This is a genomic window from Longibacter salinarum, from assembly GCF_002554795.1.
Taxonomy (GTDB): domain Bacteria; phylum Bacteroidota; class Rhodothermia; order Rhodothermales; family Salinibacteraceae; genus Longibacter; species Longibacter salinarum.
Map to the genome: position 1 here is coordinate 112,012 of NZ_PDEQ01000010.1, position 15,722 is coordinate 127,733.

General features: G+C 60.1%; 11 protein-coding genes and 1 CRISPR repeat array. All 11 genes read left to right on the top strand.

What is annotated here, in order from left to right; translation table 11 throughout:
- Window positions 1-360 precede the first annotated feature (360 nt).
- A complete protein-coding gene (locus CRI94_RS16305) occupies window positions 361-1,059 on the top strand; it encodes an ABC transporter ATP-binding protein (protein ID WP_179862363.1) in 699 nt (232 codons plus the stop codon).
- Window positions 1,041-2,405 (top strand): hypothetical protein, encoded by a 1,365-nt coding sequence (locus CRI94_RS16310; RefSeq protein WP_098078554.1) that lies wholly within the window; start codon window positions 1,041-1,043, stop codon window positions 2,403-2,405. The genes CRI94_RS16305 and CRI94_RS16310 overlap by 19 nt, the downstream gene beginning before the upstream one ends.
- 129 nt (window positions 2,406-2,534) lie before the next feature.
- A complete protein-coding gene (locus CRI94_RS16315) occupies window positions 2,535-3,056 on the top strand; it encodes a 3'-5' exonuclease (RefSeq protein ID WP_179862364.1) in 522 nt (173 codons plus the stop codon).
- 196 nt (window positions 3,057-3,252) lie between these two features.
- Window positions 3,253-6,003 (top strand): CRISPR-associated helicase Cas3', encoded by a 2,751-nt coding sequence (gene cas3 / locus CRI94_RS16320; protein ID WP_245846235.1) that lies wholly within the window; start codon window positions 3,253-3,255, stop codon window positions 6,001-6,003.
- A 700-nt stretch (window positions 6,004-6,703) separates the two neighbouring features.
- Entirely contained in the window at window positions 6,704-8,257 is a 1,554-nt protein-coding gene (gene casA, locus CRI94_RS16325; RefSeq protein ID WP_179862365.1) for a type I-E CRISPR-associated protein Cse1/CasA, read from the top strand.
- Window positions 8,258-8,266: 9 nt separating this feature from the next.
- Window positions 8,267-8,875: a type I-E CRISPR-associated protein Cse2/CasB gene (gene casB, locus CRI94_RS16330; RefSeq protein ID WP_098078565.1), complete on the top strand. Its 609-nt coding sequence runs from the start codon at window positions 8,267-8,269 to the stop codon at window positions 8,873-8,875.
- Window positions 8,876-8,928: 53 nt separating this feature from the next.
- Window positions 8,929-10,203, top strand: a complete 1,275-nt coding sequence (gene cas7e / locus CRI94_RS16335; RefSeq protein ID WP_245846236.1) for a type I-E CRISPR-associated protein Cas7/Cse4/CasC — start codon at window positions 8,929-8,931, stop codon at window positions 10,201-10,203.
- Between the two features lie 38 nt (window positions 10,204-10,241).
- Window positions 10,242-10,958 carry a type I-E CRISPR-associated protein Cas5/CasD gene (gene cas5e, locus CRI94_RS16340; protein WP_218919413.1) on the top strand — a complete coding sequence of 239 codons (717 nt, stop codon included), beginning with the start codon at window positions 10,242-10,244 and terminating at the stop codon, window positions 10,956-10,958.
- A 35-nt stretch (window positions 10,959-10,993) separates the two neighbouring features.
- A complete protein-coding gene (gene cas6e, locus CRI94_RS16345; RefSeq protein ID WP_179862366.1) occupies window positions 10,994-11,803 on the top strand; it encodes a type I-E CRISPR-associated protein Cas6/Cse3/CasE in 810 nt (269 codons plus the stop codon).
- Between the two features lie 78 nt (window positions 11,804-11,881).
- Window positions 11,882-12,787 carry a type I-E CRISPR-associated endonuclease Cas1e gene (gene cas1e / locus CRI94_RS16350; RefSeq protein WP_098078579.1) on the top strand — a complete coding sequence of 302 codons (906 nt, stop codon included), beginning with the start codon at window positions 11,882-11,884 and terminating at the stop codon, window positions 12,785-12,787.
- A gap of 77 nt (window positions 12,788-12,864) precedes the next feature.
- A complete protein-coding gene (cas2e, locus tag CRI94_RS16355) occupies window positions 12,865-13,272 on the top strand; it encodes a type I-E CRISPR-associated endoribonuclease Cas2e (RefSeq protein ID WP_098078582.1) in 408 nt (135 codons plus the stop codon).
- Between the two features lie 166 nt (window positions 13,273-13,438).
- A CRISPR array of direct repeats spans window positions 13,439-15,114; the repeat unit is 28 nt; unit sequence GGTGACCCCGTGCGAACGGGGATAGACC.
- Window positions 15,115-15,722: the final 608 nt, after the last annotated feature.

The following is a 15,722-nucleotide window of genomic DNA, read 5'->3' on the forward strand; positions in this document are numbered from 1 at the left end:
CTATGAACCACTTCGCGTTTCGCATTTAGCATTTCGCCCTTGGCTCACTTCGCCCTCGATTCACGCGAATCCCCAATCCTCAATCCACATCCATAAACCATCCCGGTTGCGTGCCGAGCCGCTACGATCTGGCTTAATCATCTCCCACCGCAGAGTGGATCGATTGATCGACGCACGATCCAACGTCAACGTTCAACCGCGAAACGTTTACATGCACTAAACCAATGGTTCAAACACTGACTGCACTGTAGTGTATGTGCTGGGTGTTTATATTAAGTAGCTTATATTTGCATGGGAAAAAGAGACGCATATCCGTCAATTGTGGCATGGGGTCTGTCAAAGCATTTTGGTAAAACCGACGTGCTAGACAACTGCGACCTGGAAATCAGAGGAGGAATGTGTTTGTGCGTGCTCGGACGGAATGGTGCGGGGAAGAGCACGCTCATCCACCTACTTGCAGACTTGATCGCCCCGGATTCTGGCGGCGTGCGGATCGATGAGCTGAGTTACGCAGACCATTCGGTCGAGATTAAGTCGCGGCTTGGCGTGTTTCCGGAGCAGAACCCGGCGATTCCCGAGCTGACCGGCGACGAGTATCTTGAATTCGTCGGCCGCCTCCACGGGTTACCCGAAGCAGATCGGGTCGAACGGTCGGCAAGCCTGATCAAGTTCTTTTTCGATGGCGCGTATCCCACGGACACTCGTATCAAGAACTACTCAGCGGGGATGCGTCAGAAGATCGGCTTGATTGGAGCCTTGCTCCATAAGCCGTCCCATCTGATTCTCGACGAGCCTTTTGCGTCTCTCGATCCGCCCTCGGCCATGCAGCTCGTCAACCTCTTGAATGACTATCGGTCTTCGCAGCGGACGATGCTGATTTCCTCCCACGATCTTGCCTACGCAGAGCAAGTGGCGACACACGTGACGCTTCTGGAAGGCGGCCACCTCTCCGAGCCTCAGCCTATCGAGAGTCTAGCAGAGGGGACGGCGGGACAGCGTCTGCTCGAGTTCTTTGGCGATAACCACGAGTCCGTTCCGGAATGGCTAACCCAAGCTTGACATCGTTGGGGCTTTTTATCGCTCGCAAGCAGCTCGCCGCCTACGGGAACCACCGGCTCCGAATCCTCACCCACGCGTTTCTTGCCCTGACGGCCGTGGGCTATGCGGTCCTTTTTGCTCTGCTGATTGACCGTCCACACATCTTGGGCGCTAGCAGTCAGACCATGATTGCGCTACTGAATGTCGGTGGAGCGGTCTTCGTGCTCATTTCCGGATGGTTTCCCAGCGTCAAGCGACGCCAGCACATCATCCATCCGGTGCATCCGATCGGGAAGTGGCGTGCCGCGTCTCTGGAAACAGGATTAGCCCTGCTCGGCTTCGGTGCCTTTTGTGCGGCAGCCGCCCTGGTGACTATCAGCGTTGTCAGCGCGACGTACGGTCTGCCGGCGGCCATCGTGACCGTTCTGTGCTGGTGGGGCGCATTCACGGCGGATCGTACCTTGCGACTCCTGGTGCAGCGGTCGGCAAAAGACGACAGAGGTGCAGCAATTGCTTTCCTGTTTTCCGTTGTGGGATGGGGTCTCGCGCTCGCTCTCCTTTCTTGGAAGGGGATGTCAGTAGCAGTTATCAGCATCCTCACTCTTGCCGTACCGGCGGAGACCGCGGCGGCCCTGCGACTCGAGGGACTTCTTCGAACGGCAACGGCACGCGGAGGCAGGGACACGACCCAATCCACCCGGATCGGTGCGCACATCGCGACTGTCTACCGCACCCGACCGGTACGCATTTCTCTCGGCGTCGCGTTCGGGACAAAAATAATGATGCTGATACTTGATATCGTGTCGCGGACGAAAGGTACGCCCCTCCTGGGGGGCGAGTGGTTAACGAACGCTTGGTTGGGTACACCATTTATCTATTTTACGTTCGTGTTTGCTAATACCTATGGGCACGTTCGACAACTCTGGCTCACAGAGTGTATCCATGCAACAGCGCGCCCGAACCCACTGTGGCGGTACATCCAGATCGTCGCGCCGGTGATCATCGTCGATATTTTCGTAAGTGCAGCTTACTTCCGGGCGACGCAAAGCCTCCATCTTGAAACAGCAATTTTGTATACGACGACGCTGATCCTACTCGTCGCGACAGGGTTTATCGCCTCGATTTATCTGCCTCGGTTCGTGGAGAAAGTGATCTCATTTACAAATCCTCAGAACTCCGTTTCGATGCTTGTCACGCTACCCGTGGCAGCAACTGTGGGTGTCAATGCTCTTCTCGTCGCATCCGGACACTATGTTTTAGCCGCTGGGCTCGTGACGTTGTTGATGGGGGGCACCTGGGCAGTCGGTCGGGTGCAGTCGAGATTTTTGGCACACCGGATGTACGCCCGGCTCTTCACCGAAGACTGAGGTGCGGAGCGAGGAGAGGGGATTAGGGACAAAGGCGAATCCCCAATTCGAAGTTCGAAATTCGCAATTCCAATTGAGTCAATGCGAGGAACCGAACGATCATTGTGCCGACCGTCCACGCCGCTGGTCGTGGCTCCCCTCCGGTTTCTCGACATCGAAACCTCGGGGCTGCGCGCCGACCGCGGGGCACGGATTACGGAGATTGCGTTGCTGTCCGATCGTGACGTGAAGCTCGACTGGTGCTACGACGAATGTGGCGAGATCGGATCGGAGGCTCACGATGTAGCGGTGCACTCACAACTCGCTCATCTCGTTCGGGGCATGTCGGAAACCGTTATCGTCGCGCACAACGCTCCGTTCGACCTTAAATTTATCGCGTACGAGGCGCGGAGACTTGGCGTACGGGGTCTGGACGTTCGGGTGATCGACACGCTCGCACTGTCGCGACGGCTTCACCCGGACCTCCGGAACCATCGGCTGGAGACGCTGGCGGAGGCGTTCGGGCTTTCCGCTCCCGGTCCATTCCATACCGCGATGACGGATGCTAATGTCACGCGCTCCCTCTTTCAGCATTTACAGACGGACGGAGCGCTCGACACGCTCGGTGACGCAGGCATTCGGCGCCTCCGGTGGTCGGAGCCGATGGAATAGGCGGGTGGTCCTCGGCGGCGTGGACGCGGGAGGGACGTGTCGGGTTGGCCCGCTACGTCTCGTATATATATTACAGGCGAGCAATTAAACGAAACAAATAGTTGGTGGTATAGACCGCTGCCACATACCTTGTTTTTGATCAAGCACTCGTGGGGGCGCTGCGCACGGCTCCTTCCTTCGTACGAGAAACCAGTAGATGATGGAGGGACGTCCTGATACGACGCAGTTCTGGGCGAAGCTGGAATACGGAGACGATGGTAGACGTGCGTCTGATATCACGGCGTGGCACCCGCTTCTCGCGCACTCGGCCGACGTGGCGGCTGCTCTCGAGGTGCTCCTGCGTGATACGATTGTCGGGCGAAGGCTTGCTGGCCTCGGTGGGCTCGTTGAACTTGGACCGATCCGTATCGCTCGTCTCTGCGCCCTCGCCACGATTCACGACGCGGGCAAAGCGAACCATGGTTTTCAGGACCGGGCGTTCAAGGGAGGGGCAAGGCGAAAGGGACATCAGAAGCCGATCATTCAAGTCGGAGACGATGGTGGTCTTTCGGATCGGATCTGGGTACCGCTGGAGATTGGAAGCATGATGCGGTGGTTCCGCGAGAGGATTGACTTGAAGTCATTTCTCCATACCACGTGGTCTCATCACGGGAGGCCTGTGAAGGCAAAGGGAGGCATCTCATATGCGATCTGGGATGACAACAACCGTCGATCGCCGGCTGAGGAGATCGCGCGCTTGGGTAAAGCTGCTCTGCACTGGTTCCCGGATGCCTTCCAAAGCGGAGATCTGCTCCCCGGCGCGACTGGTCCGTTTGAGCATGCGTTCAATGGGGCGCTCACGCTGGCCGACTGGATCGGCTCGAGCTTTCCGTTCTGGAATCCGGACGAAGACGGCGATCCCAACGACCTGGACGCGCTCATCACGCGGGCTCGGCGTCTGGCCGAAGATCGATTGCAGAAGCGAGCCCTCATCGCGGCGCCGTTTCAGTCCGCCATCGCCGACCGTGTGCCATTCGGCGGGGTGCTGGACGATCCGGGATGGACGCCTCGCCCCGTTCAGTCGGTGACTGCTGATCGACCGATATTCGAGGAGGGAGCGCTGACGATCCTGGAGTCGGATACCGGCTCGGGAAAAACGGAGGCGGCGCTGGAGCGATTCTTTCACTTGTACGAGAAGGGGGCCGTTGACGGGCTGTACTTTGCGCTGCCGACGCGAACGGCCGCACGGCAGATCTACAACCGCGTGGAGCGAGTCGTAAAGCGCGTATTCGAGGTCCACGACGCCGATCCGCCGCCCGTGATTCAAGCTGTGCCGGGATACATCGAAGCCGACGGCGTGAAGGGCGTGCCGATCGACCGGTTCGATGTGCAATGGCACGACGATATGGAGGAAGACGTCGCCCGCGAGCGACGGTGGGCCGCCGAGCAGCCCAAGCAGTATCTCGCTGGATCGGTCGTGATCGGAACGGTGGACCAGGCACTACTGTCGGCGCTACAGACGCGCTACGCCCATGCTCGCGGCACGGCACTTCTCCGGCATTTCCTTGTGGTGGATGAGGTGCATGCGTCGGACATGTACATGACGCAGATCCTAAATGCCGTCCTGGACCATCACCTCTCCGCCGGGGGACACGCCCTCTTGATGTCCGCCACCCTTGGTACGGCAGCGCGCATAGCGTTTTCAGAACAGAAGACCGGCCGTCAGCACGTACCGGATGTAGAGGAGGCCATGAGGGCCGGCTACCCGCTCGTAACGCACGTCTCAGCCGAGCGACATACGCCGGATCCGCAGGCGACTGATCCGTCTGGATACCGGAAGGCAGTCGAAATGCAGGTTGCTCCCGTTGCCGGGGATCCGGACGCCATTGCCCAACGCGCGATCGAAGCGGCCCGCGATGGAGCTCGAGTCCTCATCATTCGGAACCGGGTGGAAGACTGCATTGATGTGCAGAAGGCGGTCGAGGCGCACCTTGCACCCGATGAGCGGGATCTTCTTCTACAGGTTCACGGCACGCCCGCACCGCATCATTCTCGTTTCGCGAAGGCAGATCGGTCGGCGCTGGATGATGCGATCGAGACGGCCTTCGGAAAGGACGAACCGATTCGAGGCGTCATCGCGGTGGCAACACAGACCGTCCAGATGTCTCTCGACCTGTCGGCATCGCTGATGATTACGGATCTATGCCCCGTAGATGTGCTTTTGCAGCGGATCGGGCGGCTCCACCGGCATGGTCGCGATGAGCATCCTGCTGGCTACGATGTGCCGCGATGCGTCGTGCTGACGCCGGAATCACGTGAGATGGCGGAATGGATATGGGAGGGACGCGGGGACCTGCAGGATATGGCGATCAAGGGGCCGCACGGCCTCGGCACGGTCTATCAGGATCTGCGCGTGATCGAAGCGACGTGGCGATTGGTCGAGCCGGGAGATGGAGACGAGATGGTGACCTGGACGATTCCCGACGATAACCGAAAGCTCGTTGAGCGCGGCACAAACCCGCACGTCCTCGACCGGATCATGGACGAGAACATGGGGCGGGAAGACGCTACCGCGTGGCAGAAGCACGCCGATTATCTCTTCGGTCAAAACAGCGCCGCAAAGCTCAGCGCAAAGAACGTTTGCCTCCCGTACGACCGGCCCTTCATGAACGTCACTTTCCCGGACGACGATATCAATGCCGCAAAGACGCGCCTGGGTCTCGACGACGTCACAGTGGAGCTTCCCGAAGCGGTTCCGAGTCCGTTTCAGCCGGACGGACCCGCCGTCGTCCGCCGATTCTCGATCCCGAGATACTGGCTGCGCGACCGCGATGATGATACGCCGCTACCGGATGACTTTGATGTCACAGTCGAACAGGACTGCGATCGGACCGGTGGTAATATTATCTTAACATTATTGGGTAAATCGTTTCTATACAGTCGGTTAGGGTTTAGGAAGCGCGGTTAGTCACGAGTAACGTCTGGTATGTTCTTGATTTTCGTTCTCCTGGGACCTTCGTTGTATTTGCGACGCTGATTGATCAGCGATAGCCCGATACCAGACGTGACAAGTACTGGTACCGATACAGTGGCTCCGATTTCTCGGAGGAAAAGAAAAGCCCCGCCACTGAAGATGGCGGAGCTCGAAAGCGCCGAGGACGAGTCGGCGCTGAAGCTGTAATCAGCGATGGAGACCGCTACAATCACAGCAAAACCAAGTTACGGCATGCGTCGAAAAAGTCAAATTCAGGATGTACTCGGGCGAATGGTTCTGGCAGGACTGACGCCGATACCGGTTATAGGCGCAGACATACGCCATTTCCGTTTGGGACACGAGTGTCGTTTTGCACTGCTTTCCAGCAACAGATCCGGAGACTTGTGGGAGGTGAGCCTGTCGGAACGAGTTGTTTGCGGGTTGAAGTCGATGCTGCGACAAAAGCGATCCCTTTTCGATCGGTTTAGCATTGGACTGGCCTGCGGGAGTGAACTCTGCTGGCTTCACGAAGATGAGTGGACCAAACTCATTGATTTGGACAAGCCTGCAGCCCAGAAGCTCTTTGTTCGCCGGCCGGAAAACTGCTCATTTAGAGTCTGGAGCGAGTCGAGTTTCCTCTCGAAAACAGTACCGCTCAAGCGTCTTTCTACCCTCGCAAAAGCCGCGTAGAATCATGGAAGCAGAAGAGAATAAATTTTCCCTTCTCGACGACGGACTGTTTCGCGTTCGCGGCGATGACGGTGTGCGGGAGTGCTCGTTGCCGGAGGTCCTGGCGGCGCTGCAGGCGGATGCCGTGGCGAGCTTCGACGGTCTGCAGGCGCATCAGGAGCAGGCGTGGTATGCATTCCTCGTCCAGCTTGCGGCGATGATCCGCGCGCGCACCGACCGCACCGGCGACCTCGATACGTCCGACTGGCGCAGCGGCTGTCTCGACCTGGCCGAGGGCAACGAAAATGCCTGGCACCTGGTCGTTTCTGACGTTACCGAGCCGGCGTTCATGCAGTCGCCGGTCCCGGAAGGATCGCTCGACGAGGCAAAGTACAAGAGCGACATTCCATCGCCGTCGTCGCTGGACGTGCTGGTCACGTCCAAGAACCACGACGTGAAGCAAACTCCGATTCGCTACCCGCGGACGGAGCACTGGATCTACGCGTTGATCACGCTGCAGACCATGGAGGGCTTCCTCGGTCGTGGCAATTACGGGATTGCGCGTATGAACGGAGGGTTCGGGAATCGTCCGCTTGTGGGGCTGGCCCCTGGGCTATCGTTCGGGGAGCGGTTTCGGCGCGATGTGCGTGTGCTTGCAGAGACCCACGACGACACGGTGCTCTGGGATGCGGACGGCCGATTCAAACTACTCTGGACCGAGCCGTGGGACGGCGCGAAGGCAAGCGCGATCTCGCTGGACAACTGTGACCCGTACGTGATCGAGATCTGCCGGCGCATCCGGTTCACGATGGATGACGGCTCGCTGACCTGCTGGCGGGCGAACACAAAGGGACAGCGTCTCAACGTGCCGTCGTCGCTCAGCGGACAAACGGAAGACCCGTGGACGCCGGTTGATAAGGGCGAAGACAAGGCGCTGACGCTTGGTGGCGGCGGGTTTACGTACCGCAAGCTCACCGATATTCTCAGCGGAAATTATGAGCGGCCGGTCACCCTTGAGCGGCAGTCTAATGATGCCGGGGCCATGTTCGTAACGGCCCGGAGTCTCGTGCGTGGTCAGGGGAAAACGGAAGGTCTGCACCACCGAGATATTTTTGTACCGGGAGAAGCGAGCGGTTTCTTTTCTCAAGGAAGCGACCTTTGGCAGAAGCTCGCCGAGATCTCCGAGCAACGTGTGGAGATGGTGCAGGAGGTTGAGTCTCGCGTACTGCGCCCGGCTGTGGCGGCGCTCCTCACAGGCGGCCGGCGGGACGAGCAACCCGATTGGGATGTCGTTCAGCCGTGGATCGATGCCTTCGACACTCGGGTCAACGAGGTCTTTTTCGAAAAGCTGTGGGCCGCCGTCAATCTCGACAAACGTCAAGCCCAGAACGCCTGGGAGCATTTTCTGAAAACAGAGGCCTGCAGTCAGTTCGAGGCGGCGACCGAAAACGTGCCCATTCCGGACCTGCGCAAATGGCGCGCCCTCAGCGCCGCCCGATCCATTTTCGAGAGCCGAATCCGCGACACGCTGGAGATGGCGTACGACGACGAATCTTCTTCAACCGACACGGACGAATAGCGATCTGATATGTACCGATTTCAGCAAACGAAGTACGCCCGGGCCGATGCGGCGACGGGAGAGACACCGGCCGCGGATGCATCGACCACGACATCTGAAGACGAGATCTCAAGGCGACTGAACAGCGCCATTGGAAAGATCGCGCGTCGCATGGGACCGGACGGCGAGATGTCGAACGGAAATATCGCGGAGTTGCGGCGGATTTCTTCTGAGAACCCCTTTACCCCTGCACTCTGGAAGGTGTTATTCGACTACGACCTGGAGAATGCCCGGCTCGGACTCGACCAGGACACATACGAGCGCCGGATGGCGACCCTCCTCATGGGAATGGCGCATTGTGCCGGGCTCCACGATTACGGCACGTCGCTCGGGCAAGCGCTCGCGGAGGCCGGATGGTCGGAGCTTCGGTTCGTCCGGCTCATGGAGGCACGGGGCGAAACCCTCGAGTCCCTCATCCGCCGCCTCGCGCAGTACCTCGCAAGCAAAGGACAGCCTGCGAACTGGGTCGACGTTGCGCGGCTTCTTCTCCAACAAGAAGGCGATAAAGCAGAAACGACACGGCTTAACATCTCCCGGAGCTACTACGGCACGCTCTATAGCAAGGAAAACACCGAATGAGTTCGGAGTGGCATACCCCGACAGTTCCTCTCGACGATCAACGACGTACGTCTATGTTTCTTCAGTTCCACACCCTGACCTCGTATCCCGGCACGCTCCTCAACCGCGATGACGCCGGCTTCGCCAAACGCTTGCCCTTCGGCGGCTCGACGCGAATCCGCGTGTCCTCGCAGTGCCTGAAATACCACTGGCGCAACTTCGACGGCGAGAATGCCCTCTACCGGATGGATGTGCCGAAGTCGCTTCGGTCGCGCGAAACGTTCCGCCGCCGCATCGCTCAGCCGCTCATCGACGACGGATATCCCGAGCCGCTCGTTTACGCCGTGACGCTTTCGCTGAAGGAGCGGGTCGTCTCCGGGGGTACCGCAAATAAGTCGGATGTTAAGAAAGCCATCCAGGCGGAAGAGCCGAAAGAGATCTCCGAAGCGCTGGACACGAATCAGGTGACGATTCTCGGCGCACCGGAGATGAACTACCTTCACGACCTGGCCGCCGACGTGCTCGACAGCGTCGAGGATGAGTTTTCGGTGTTCTGGGAGGACAACGGGGAGCCGGACAGCGATGCCGTGGGCGACGCCGCGGATGCCATCCGGAAGTCCGATCTCCTAAAGGCAAAGGATGTCAAGAAAAACCTGAAGGGGCTGTCTCTGGCTTCGGGACTCGATGCCGCACTGTTCGGGCGTATGGCGACGAGCGACGTGCTTGCGCGAGGCGATGCGGCCATTCACGTTGCCCACGCTTTTACGACGCACAAAGGTGAGGCGGAGAGCGACTACTTCTCTGCGGTGGATGAACTGCGACGGGACGAGCCAGAGGAGAGTGGCGAAATGGGCGCCGGACACATCAATAGCCAGGAGCTGACGAGCGGGCTGTTCTACAGCTACGTCGTCATCGACGTGTCGCTTCTCGTGTCGAACCTCGAAGGCTGTCCGCGAGAGGAGTGGACCGAGGCGGATCATACGCTCGCGTCTTCGGTCGTGGAGCGGTTTGTGCATCTCATGGCAACGGTTTCCCCCGGGGCCAAACTCGGTTCGACCGCGCCGTACAGCTACGCGCAGTGCATGATCGGTGAGGCCGGCACCGCTCAGCCCCGAACGCTCGCCAACGCCTTCCAGACGGCGGTCCCGCGCAACGACGTGTTGAACAGCAGCATGGCGTCCCTGGCGGAGCACATCGAGGGAATGAACGGGATGTACGGATCGACGAATGACGTGCGATTGGCCGCGATGGGCGAGACGGATGCTCTGGCCGATGCCCTCGGCGTGGAGGACACCGTCTCCGTTCCGGAAATCGCGGAATGGTCTGCCGGGGTCGTCCGCGGCGCGTAATCTCCCGTGCGCTATTGTCTCTCCATCCCCACGTGATCATGGATGTACTTTTCCTTCGATTCGACGCTCCGATGATGAGCTTCGGCGGCCCGATCATCGACAATCGCGGTGTGATTCAGGCATACCCGGCGCTGTCGATGATTACGGGCCTGCTCGGCAACGCCCTCGGCGTTGATCATAGCGAACACGAGCGACTGCAGGACTTGCAGGAGCGGATCCGCCATGCCGTCCGCCGCGACCGAGAGGGCAAGCGGCTTCAGGACTACCAGACAGTGGACTTTTCGAAGCCGTACATGGACGACGCACGAGCCTGGACGACCGACGGCAGGCTGGAGCAGCGAAAGGGCGGCTCGGCCAGTTCGGGGACGCATATCCGCGAGCGCGATTACCTCGCCGGAGCGTGCTACACAATTGCACTGACTCTCGACCGTCCCTCCGAGTCTCCGACGCTAGACGATCTGGCCGATGCACTCCGTGCCCCGGCTCGTCCTCTCTTCATTGGTCGCAAGCCGTGTCTCCCTGCCGAGCCGTTGTACGCCGGGCGAACCACCGCAGAGGACTTGACAGCAGCACTGTCCGATCCGGAGTTCTTTCCGAATGAACGGGATGACGGGCCGTACGCCATCTGGATGGAGGCGGACCGCGACGATCCACAGGCGCGCCCCTATACCGACCGCCGCGACTGGCAGAACCAGGTGCACACGGGCCAGCGATGGGTCAAAGAGGACCACGTGGAGATCGCCACGTCGGCATAGCACCGACCTGACTTTTTGTAATGACGTTTGAACCCATGACGACCGATACCGCCGCGCTGCATATGGTGCAGCTCTTTCTCGACCCACGCCGTCTCGTACAGCTCGGGAAAATGATGAAGCTGCCGCTCCGCTCGACCGATACCAATTATCTCGTTCACTGTGCTCTCGGCGAGCTGTTCGGGGACGACGCCCCGAAGCCGTTTTTTGTGGACGACGATCCGCGCCCGGTTGAGGAGACGGGTGATCGCGACCGGTTCGTGCGGGTGCTTGGTTATGCCGAGATGCCCGATGAGGATCTAGAGGCCGAAGCGCGCCTGTGCCCTAATCCGACGATCCACTCGATGTGCGACTGGGACCGGTTTGACAGTAGCGATATGCCCCGTCGTCTCGCGGTGGACCGCTGTCTTGAATTCCACCTTCGATGCTGTCCGATCGTCCGGAAGGGCTCGGCGGGACAGGGGAAGAATGCTGAGGGAGAGGTCCGAACGTGGCGTGAAGGGCAGGAGCTCGACGCCTTCCTGAGCGCGGCGTGGGAGGCGGGGCCGGATGCCGAGATCGATCGGGAGTCCGCGTACGTGGACTGGCTGAAGCACCAGTTCGACGTCCGCGGCGGAGCCGAGATCGAATCGGCCGGCGTGGAGCGCTTTTCGATCGAACGAATGACCCGGCGTACGCAGTCCAATGGCGACGGCGAACGGACGGCAAAGACCATCAAACGGCCGGATGTGACGCTCCGTGGTGTCCTGCGGGTGACCGATGCCGAGGAATTCAACCACCTCCTACGCAGTGGAATCGGCCGGCACAAGAGCTTCGGATTCGGCATGCTCAAAATCCGCCGCGCGTAGTCGGCGTGCGGGTTTCATACACGTGATCTCGATTCACTTCGCATTTCGTATTTAGCCCTTCGAATTGCCTTCTGCTCCATGGTTTTCAAAGGACGACTCGGCCTCGATACGGCGCGCGTACCGCACACGGATCGACACGGCCTGATGTGGCTCGAACGCGGACGGCTGGCCGTGGAGGATGGGAATGTCGTGTTCACGACGGCCGGAAGCGACGTGCTGGCGGCGGGCCGGTATAACATTCCGTTTCAGCAGGTGTCGAACATCCTGCTCGGACCGGGTGGTGTCGTCAGTCATGATGCCCTCCGTCATCTCGCCCGGCAGCAGACGGGTCTCGTGGCAGTCGGGTCGAAGGGCGTGCGGTTGTACGCGGTGTTCATGCCATTCGGCCCCGACCGCTCCGATCGTGCGCGTCAGCACGCCGAGCTTTGGGCAGATCCGGATCGACGCATCGACGTGGCCCGCGCCATGTACGCTCGTCGGCTTGGGGGCGAACTGCCGCCCCATCGCCGCGACCTCGATTCGCTCCGTGGACTGGAGGGGACGCGCGTCCGGCAGGTGTACCGAACACTTTCCGAGCAGCACGGCGTCCCGTGGTCCGGGCGCCGGTATGACCGTTCGAACCCGGAATCGGCTGATCCGCCGAACCGCGCGCTGAATCACGTCGTCACCGCCATGTATGCCGCCGCCCGTGTGGCCGTCGCGCTCGCTGGTGCTCTACCACAGCTTGGGTTCATTCACGAGTCCTCTGGTCACGCCTTTGCCCTCGACATCGCGGACCTCTACCGTAGCGAGATCACCGTTCCCGTGGCCTTTCGTGCGGCCAAGCGATTCGAGGAGCGCGGAGGCCGAACGCTTGAGTCCGTCGCTCGAAAAATGGCCGGTCGGACCCTCTACGAGGAGGACGTGATTCCGATGATGATCGACGATATCGACGAGTTGCTCACGCTCGATAAACAAGACGGTGAGTCTTCCGCGTCAGACTGATCGGCTTGATGACAGCAGGCGCAGTTGCCGCAGGATGTCGCCGATAATTGCCATTTCGCACAGGCACTTCATTCCGTATGACCATTGCCGTCACCCGAAATACGCCTGGCCGATTTCGCGGCTTTCTGTGTTCGTGCATGCTCGAAATTGCGCCCGGCGTGTTTGCCGCACCGCGTATGAAAACGGCGGTGCGTGAGCGAGTGTGGAACGTCATGGTCGAATGGTCTGAACTCGTCCCGGACGATGGAGGTGTGGTCATGTTCTGGCGTGATGCCGAGGCTCCGTCCGGAATGGTCGTGCGTCTGATCGGGTATCCGAAGAAAGAGTTGCTGGAGCACGAAGGGGTGTGGCTCACGCTCACCAATCTGACGGCTGCGCACGACATCGAGGAGCTTCGAACGGTGTCCGACACCGACGAGGCGCCCGTCAATGACACCGACCCGATGCTCCCGCACCACCTTCAGAACGACGATTCAAGCGACTGACACGAAAGTGTCATAGCGAGGTTGATCGTCTTCAGTGCAGGGTTTCGGCTCGGCTGCCGAAATGGCGGGCCGATCCGAAAGCTAAATCCAGCTTTATCCTTCGTCAGGCCGGATTATCCTTTCGCACACTTGCTTTTCGCACCTGCATATGACATTATGCGGGAGAGGTGACCCCGTGCGAACGGGGATAGACCCATGAGTTTTCGACAGGATCAGGTAAAGGAAATGGTGACCCCGTGCGAACGGGGATAGACCCGCCCGAGCTGCCCCAGGCGCTGCGCAATCTCAGGTGACCCCGTGCGAACGGGGATAGACCCTTTGCGAAATCATTTCGAAGTACACAGAATGGGGTGACCCCGTGCGAACGGGGATAGACCCGAGATCCACCTAGACCACCTTCGCTGGGCGCCGGTGACCCCGTGCGAACGGGGATAGACCCGACCTTGTCGAGATGACGGGTCGTGGCGTCCGGGTGACCCCGTGCGAACGGGGATAGACCCACAAGGACACGGACACACAAAGAGATCGCGAAGGTGACCCCGTGCGAACGGGGATAGACCTGATTAGGTCGTGAGGCTCGAGATGTGACGCATGGTGACCCCGTGCGAACGGGGATAGACCCTCTTGAGAATCCATATGTCCCGCTCCAGATTAGGTGACCCCGTGCGAACGGGGATAGACCCTCAACCAGCGCCTCATACGGGCTGTATGGATCGGTGACCCCGTGCGAACGGGGATAGACCCGCGATCGGCCCGGACACGGGGAGTAATGCCGGGGTGACCCCGTGCGAACGGGGATAGACCTTATATACAGATCCTGTAGAAATAGTGACAGGTGGTGACCCCGTGCGAACGGGGATAGACCTCCCGCTTAAGGTCGTCCATGTCGCGGACGACGGGGTGACCCCGTGCGAACGGGGATAGACCGACTCTACGTATGCCACACTGGACACAGAAGACGGTGACCCCGTGCGAACGGGGATAGACCCTCGCCGCGAAATGTGACATCGCGCAGATCTTCGGTGACCCCGTGCGAACGGGGATAGACCCGATCCTCCCGCTCCTAGACTTCTTCCTTGCGGGGTGACCCCGTGCGAACGGGGATAGACCCCAGTGGCTCATGCCCAAATTCGGCGTGGAGGGGGTGACCCCGTGCGAACGGGGATAGACCCGCGTCCGGGACGATACAGCGAAGGCCCATGCGGGTGACCCCGTGCGAACGGGGATAGACCTTTTCCCCGGTCGGCGAGTTCGCGGATGTACTCGGTGACCCCGTGCGAACGGGGATAGACCCCAATGCCCCCCGAGCACAGCCCACAGCCACGCGGTGACCCCGTGCGAACGGGGATAGACCTTTAGCTTCGTCTCTGTACCCTCTGATGCGAACGGTGACCCCGTGCGAACGGGGATAGACCCTGCACTGTGGAGCCCGATCATGGACGCGCTTGGGTGACCCCGTGCGAACGGGGATAGACCTGCGCATCGGACAAGATGTGCGTACCCACCCCAGGTGACCCCGTGCGAACGGGGATAGACCTCGCCCGGAGCTGGCCGAGCGGGCCACCGCATGGGTGACCCCGTGCGAACGGGGATAGACCCCCGCTCGGCATAGTCGGTGTTGAGAGCGTCGAGGTGACCCCGTGCGAACGGGGATAGACCCACGGCAGGGGTCGCCCTTTTTCTGTTTTGCCTGGTGACCCCGTGCGAACGGGGATAGACCTCGCTGCAGGTCCGACCTTTACGTCCGTGGATGGGTGACCCCGTGCGAACGGGGATAGACCTCCGGTTTCCTCCACTGATTCGCACGGCGATTTGGTGACCCCGTGCGAACGGGGATAGACCCAATTTGAGGTATGGGGAATGGGGGAAAGGGGGATGAGGAGAAGCCGAGGTCTTGGTCAGTGTTTGTGTCGGATGAGGTGAGACGTTGTCTCGTCTTTAGCGTGACCGGGGGCGCCATTTCGGTCGAATCTTTCCTCGGTCGGCAAAGTCGGTCTCCTTTCTATGAACCCCTTCGCATTTCGCCCTTCGCAATTCGACTTAGCACAGGCTCCGTGCGAACGGGGATAGACCCAATTTGAGGTATGGGGAATGGGGGGAAAGGGGGATGAGGCGGAGCCGAAGTCCTGGTCAGTGTTTGTGTCGGATGAGCGGGGACGTTGTCTCGTCTTTAGCGTGACCGGGGGCGCCATTTCGGTCGAATCTTTCCTCGGTCGGCATAGTCCGTTTTCTTTCTATGAACCCCCTCGCATTTCGCCCTTCGCAATTCGACTTAGCGCAGGCTCCGTGCAAGCGGGGATAGACCCAATTTGAGGTATGGGGAATGGGGGAAAGGGGGATGAGGAGGAGCCGAGGTCTTGGTCAATGTTTGTGTCGGATGAGGGGGGACGTTGTCCCGTCTTTAGCGTGACTGAGGGCGCCATTTTGCTCGAGTCTTTTCTCGGGTCGGC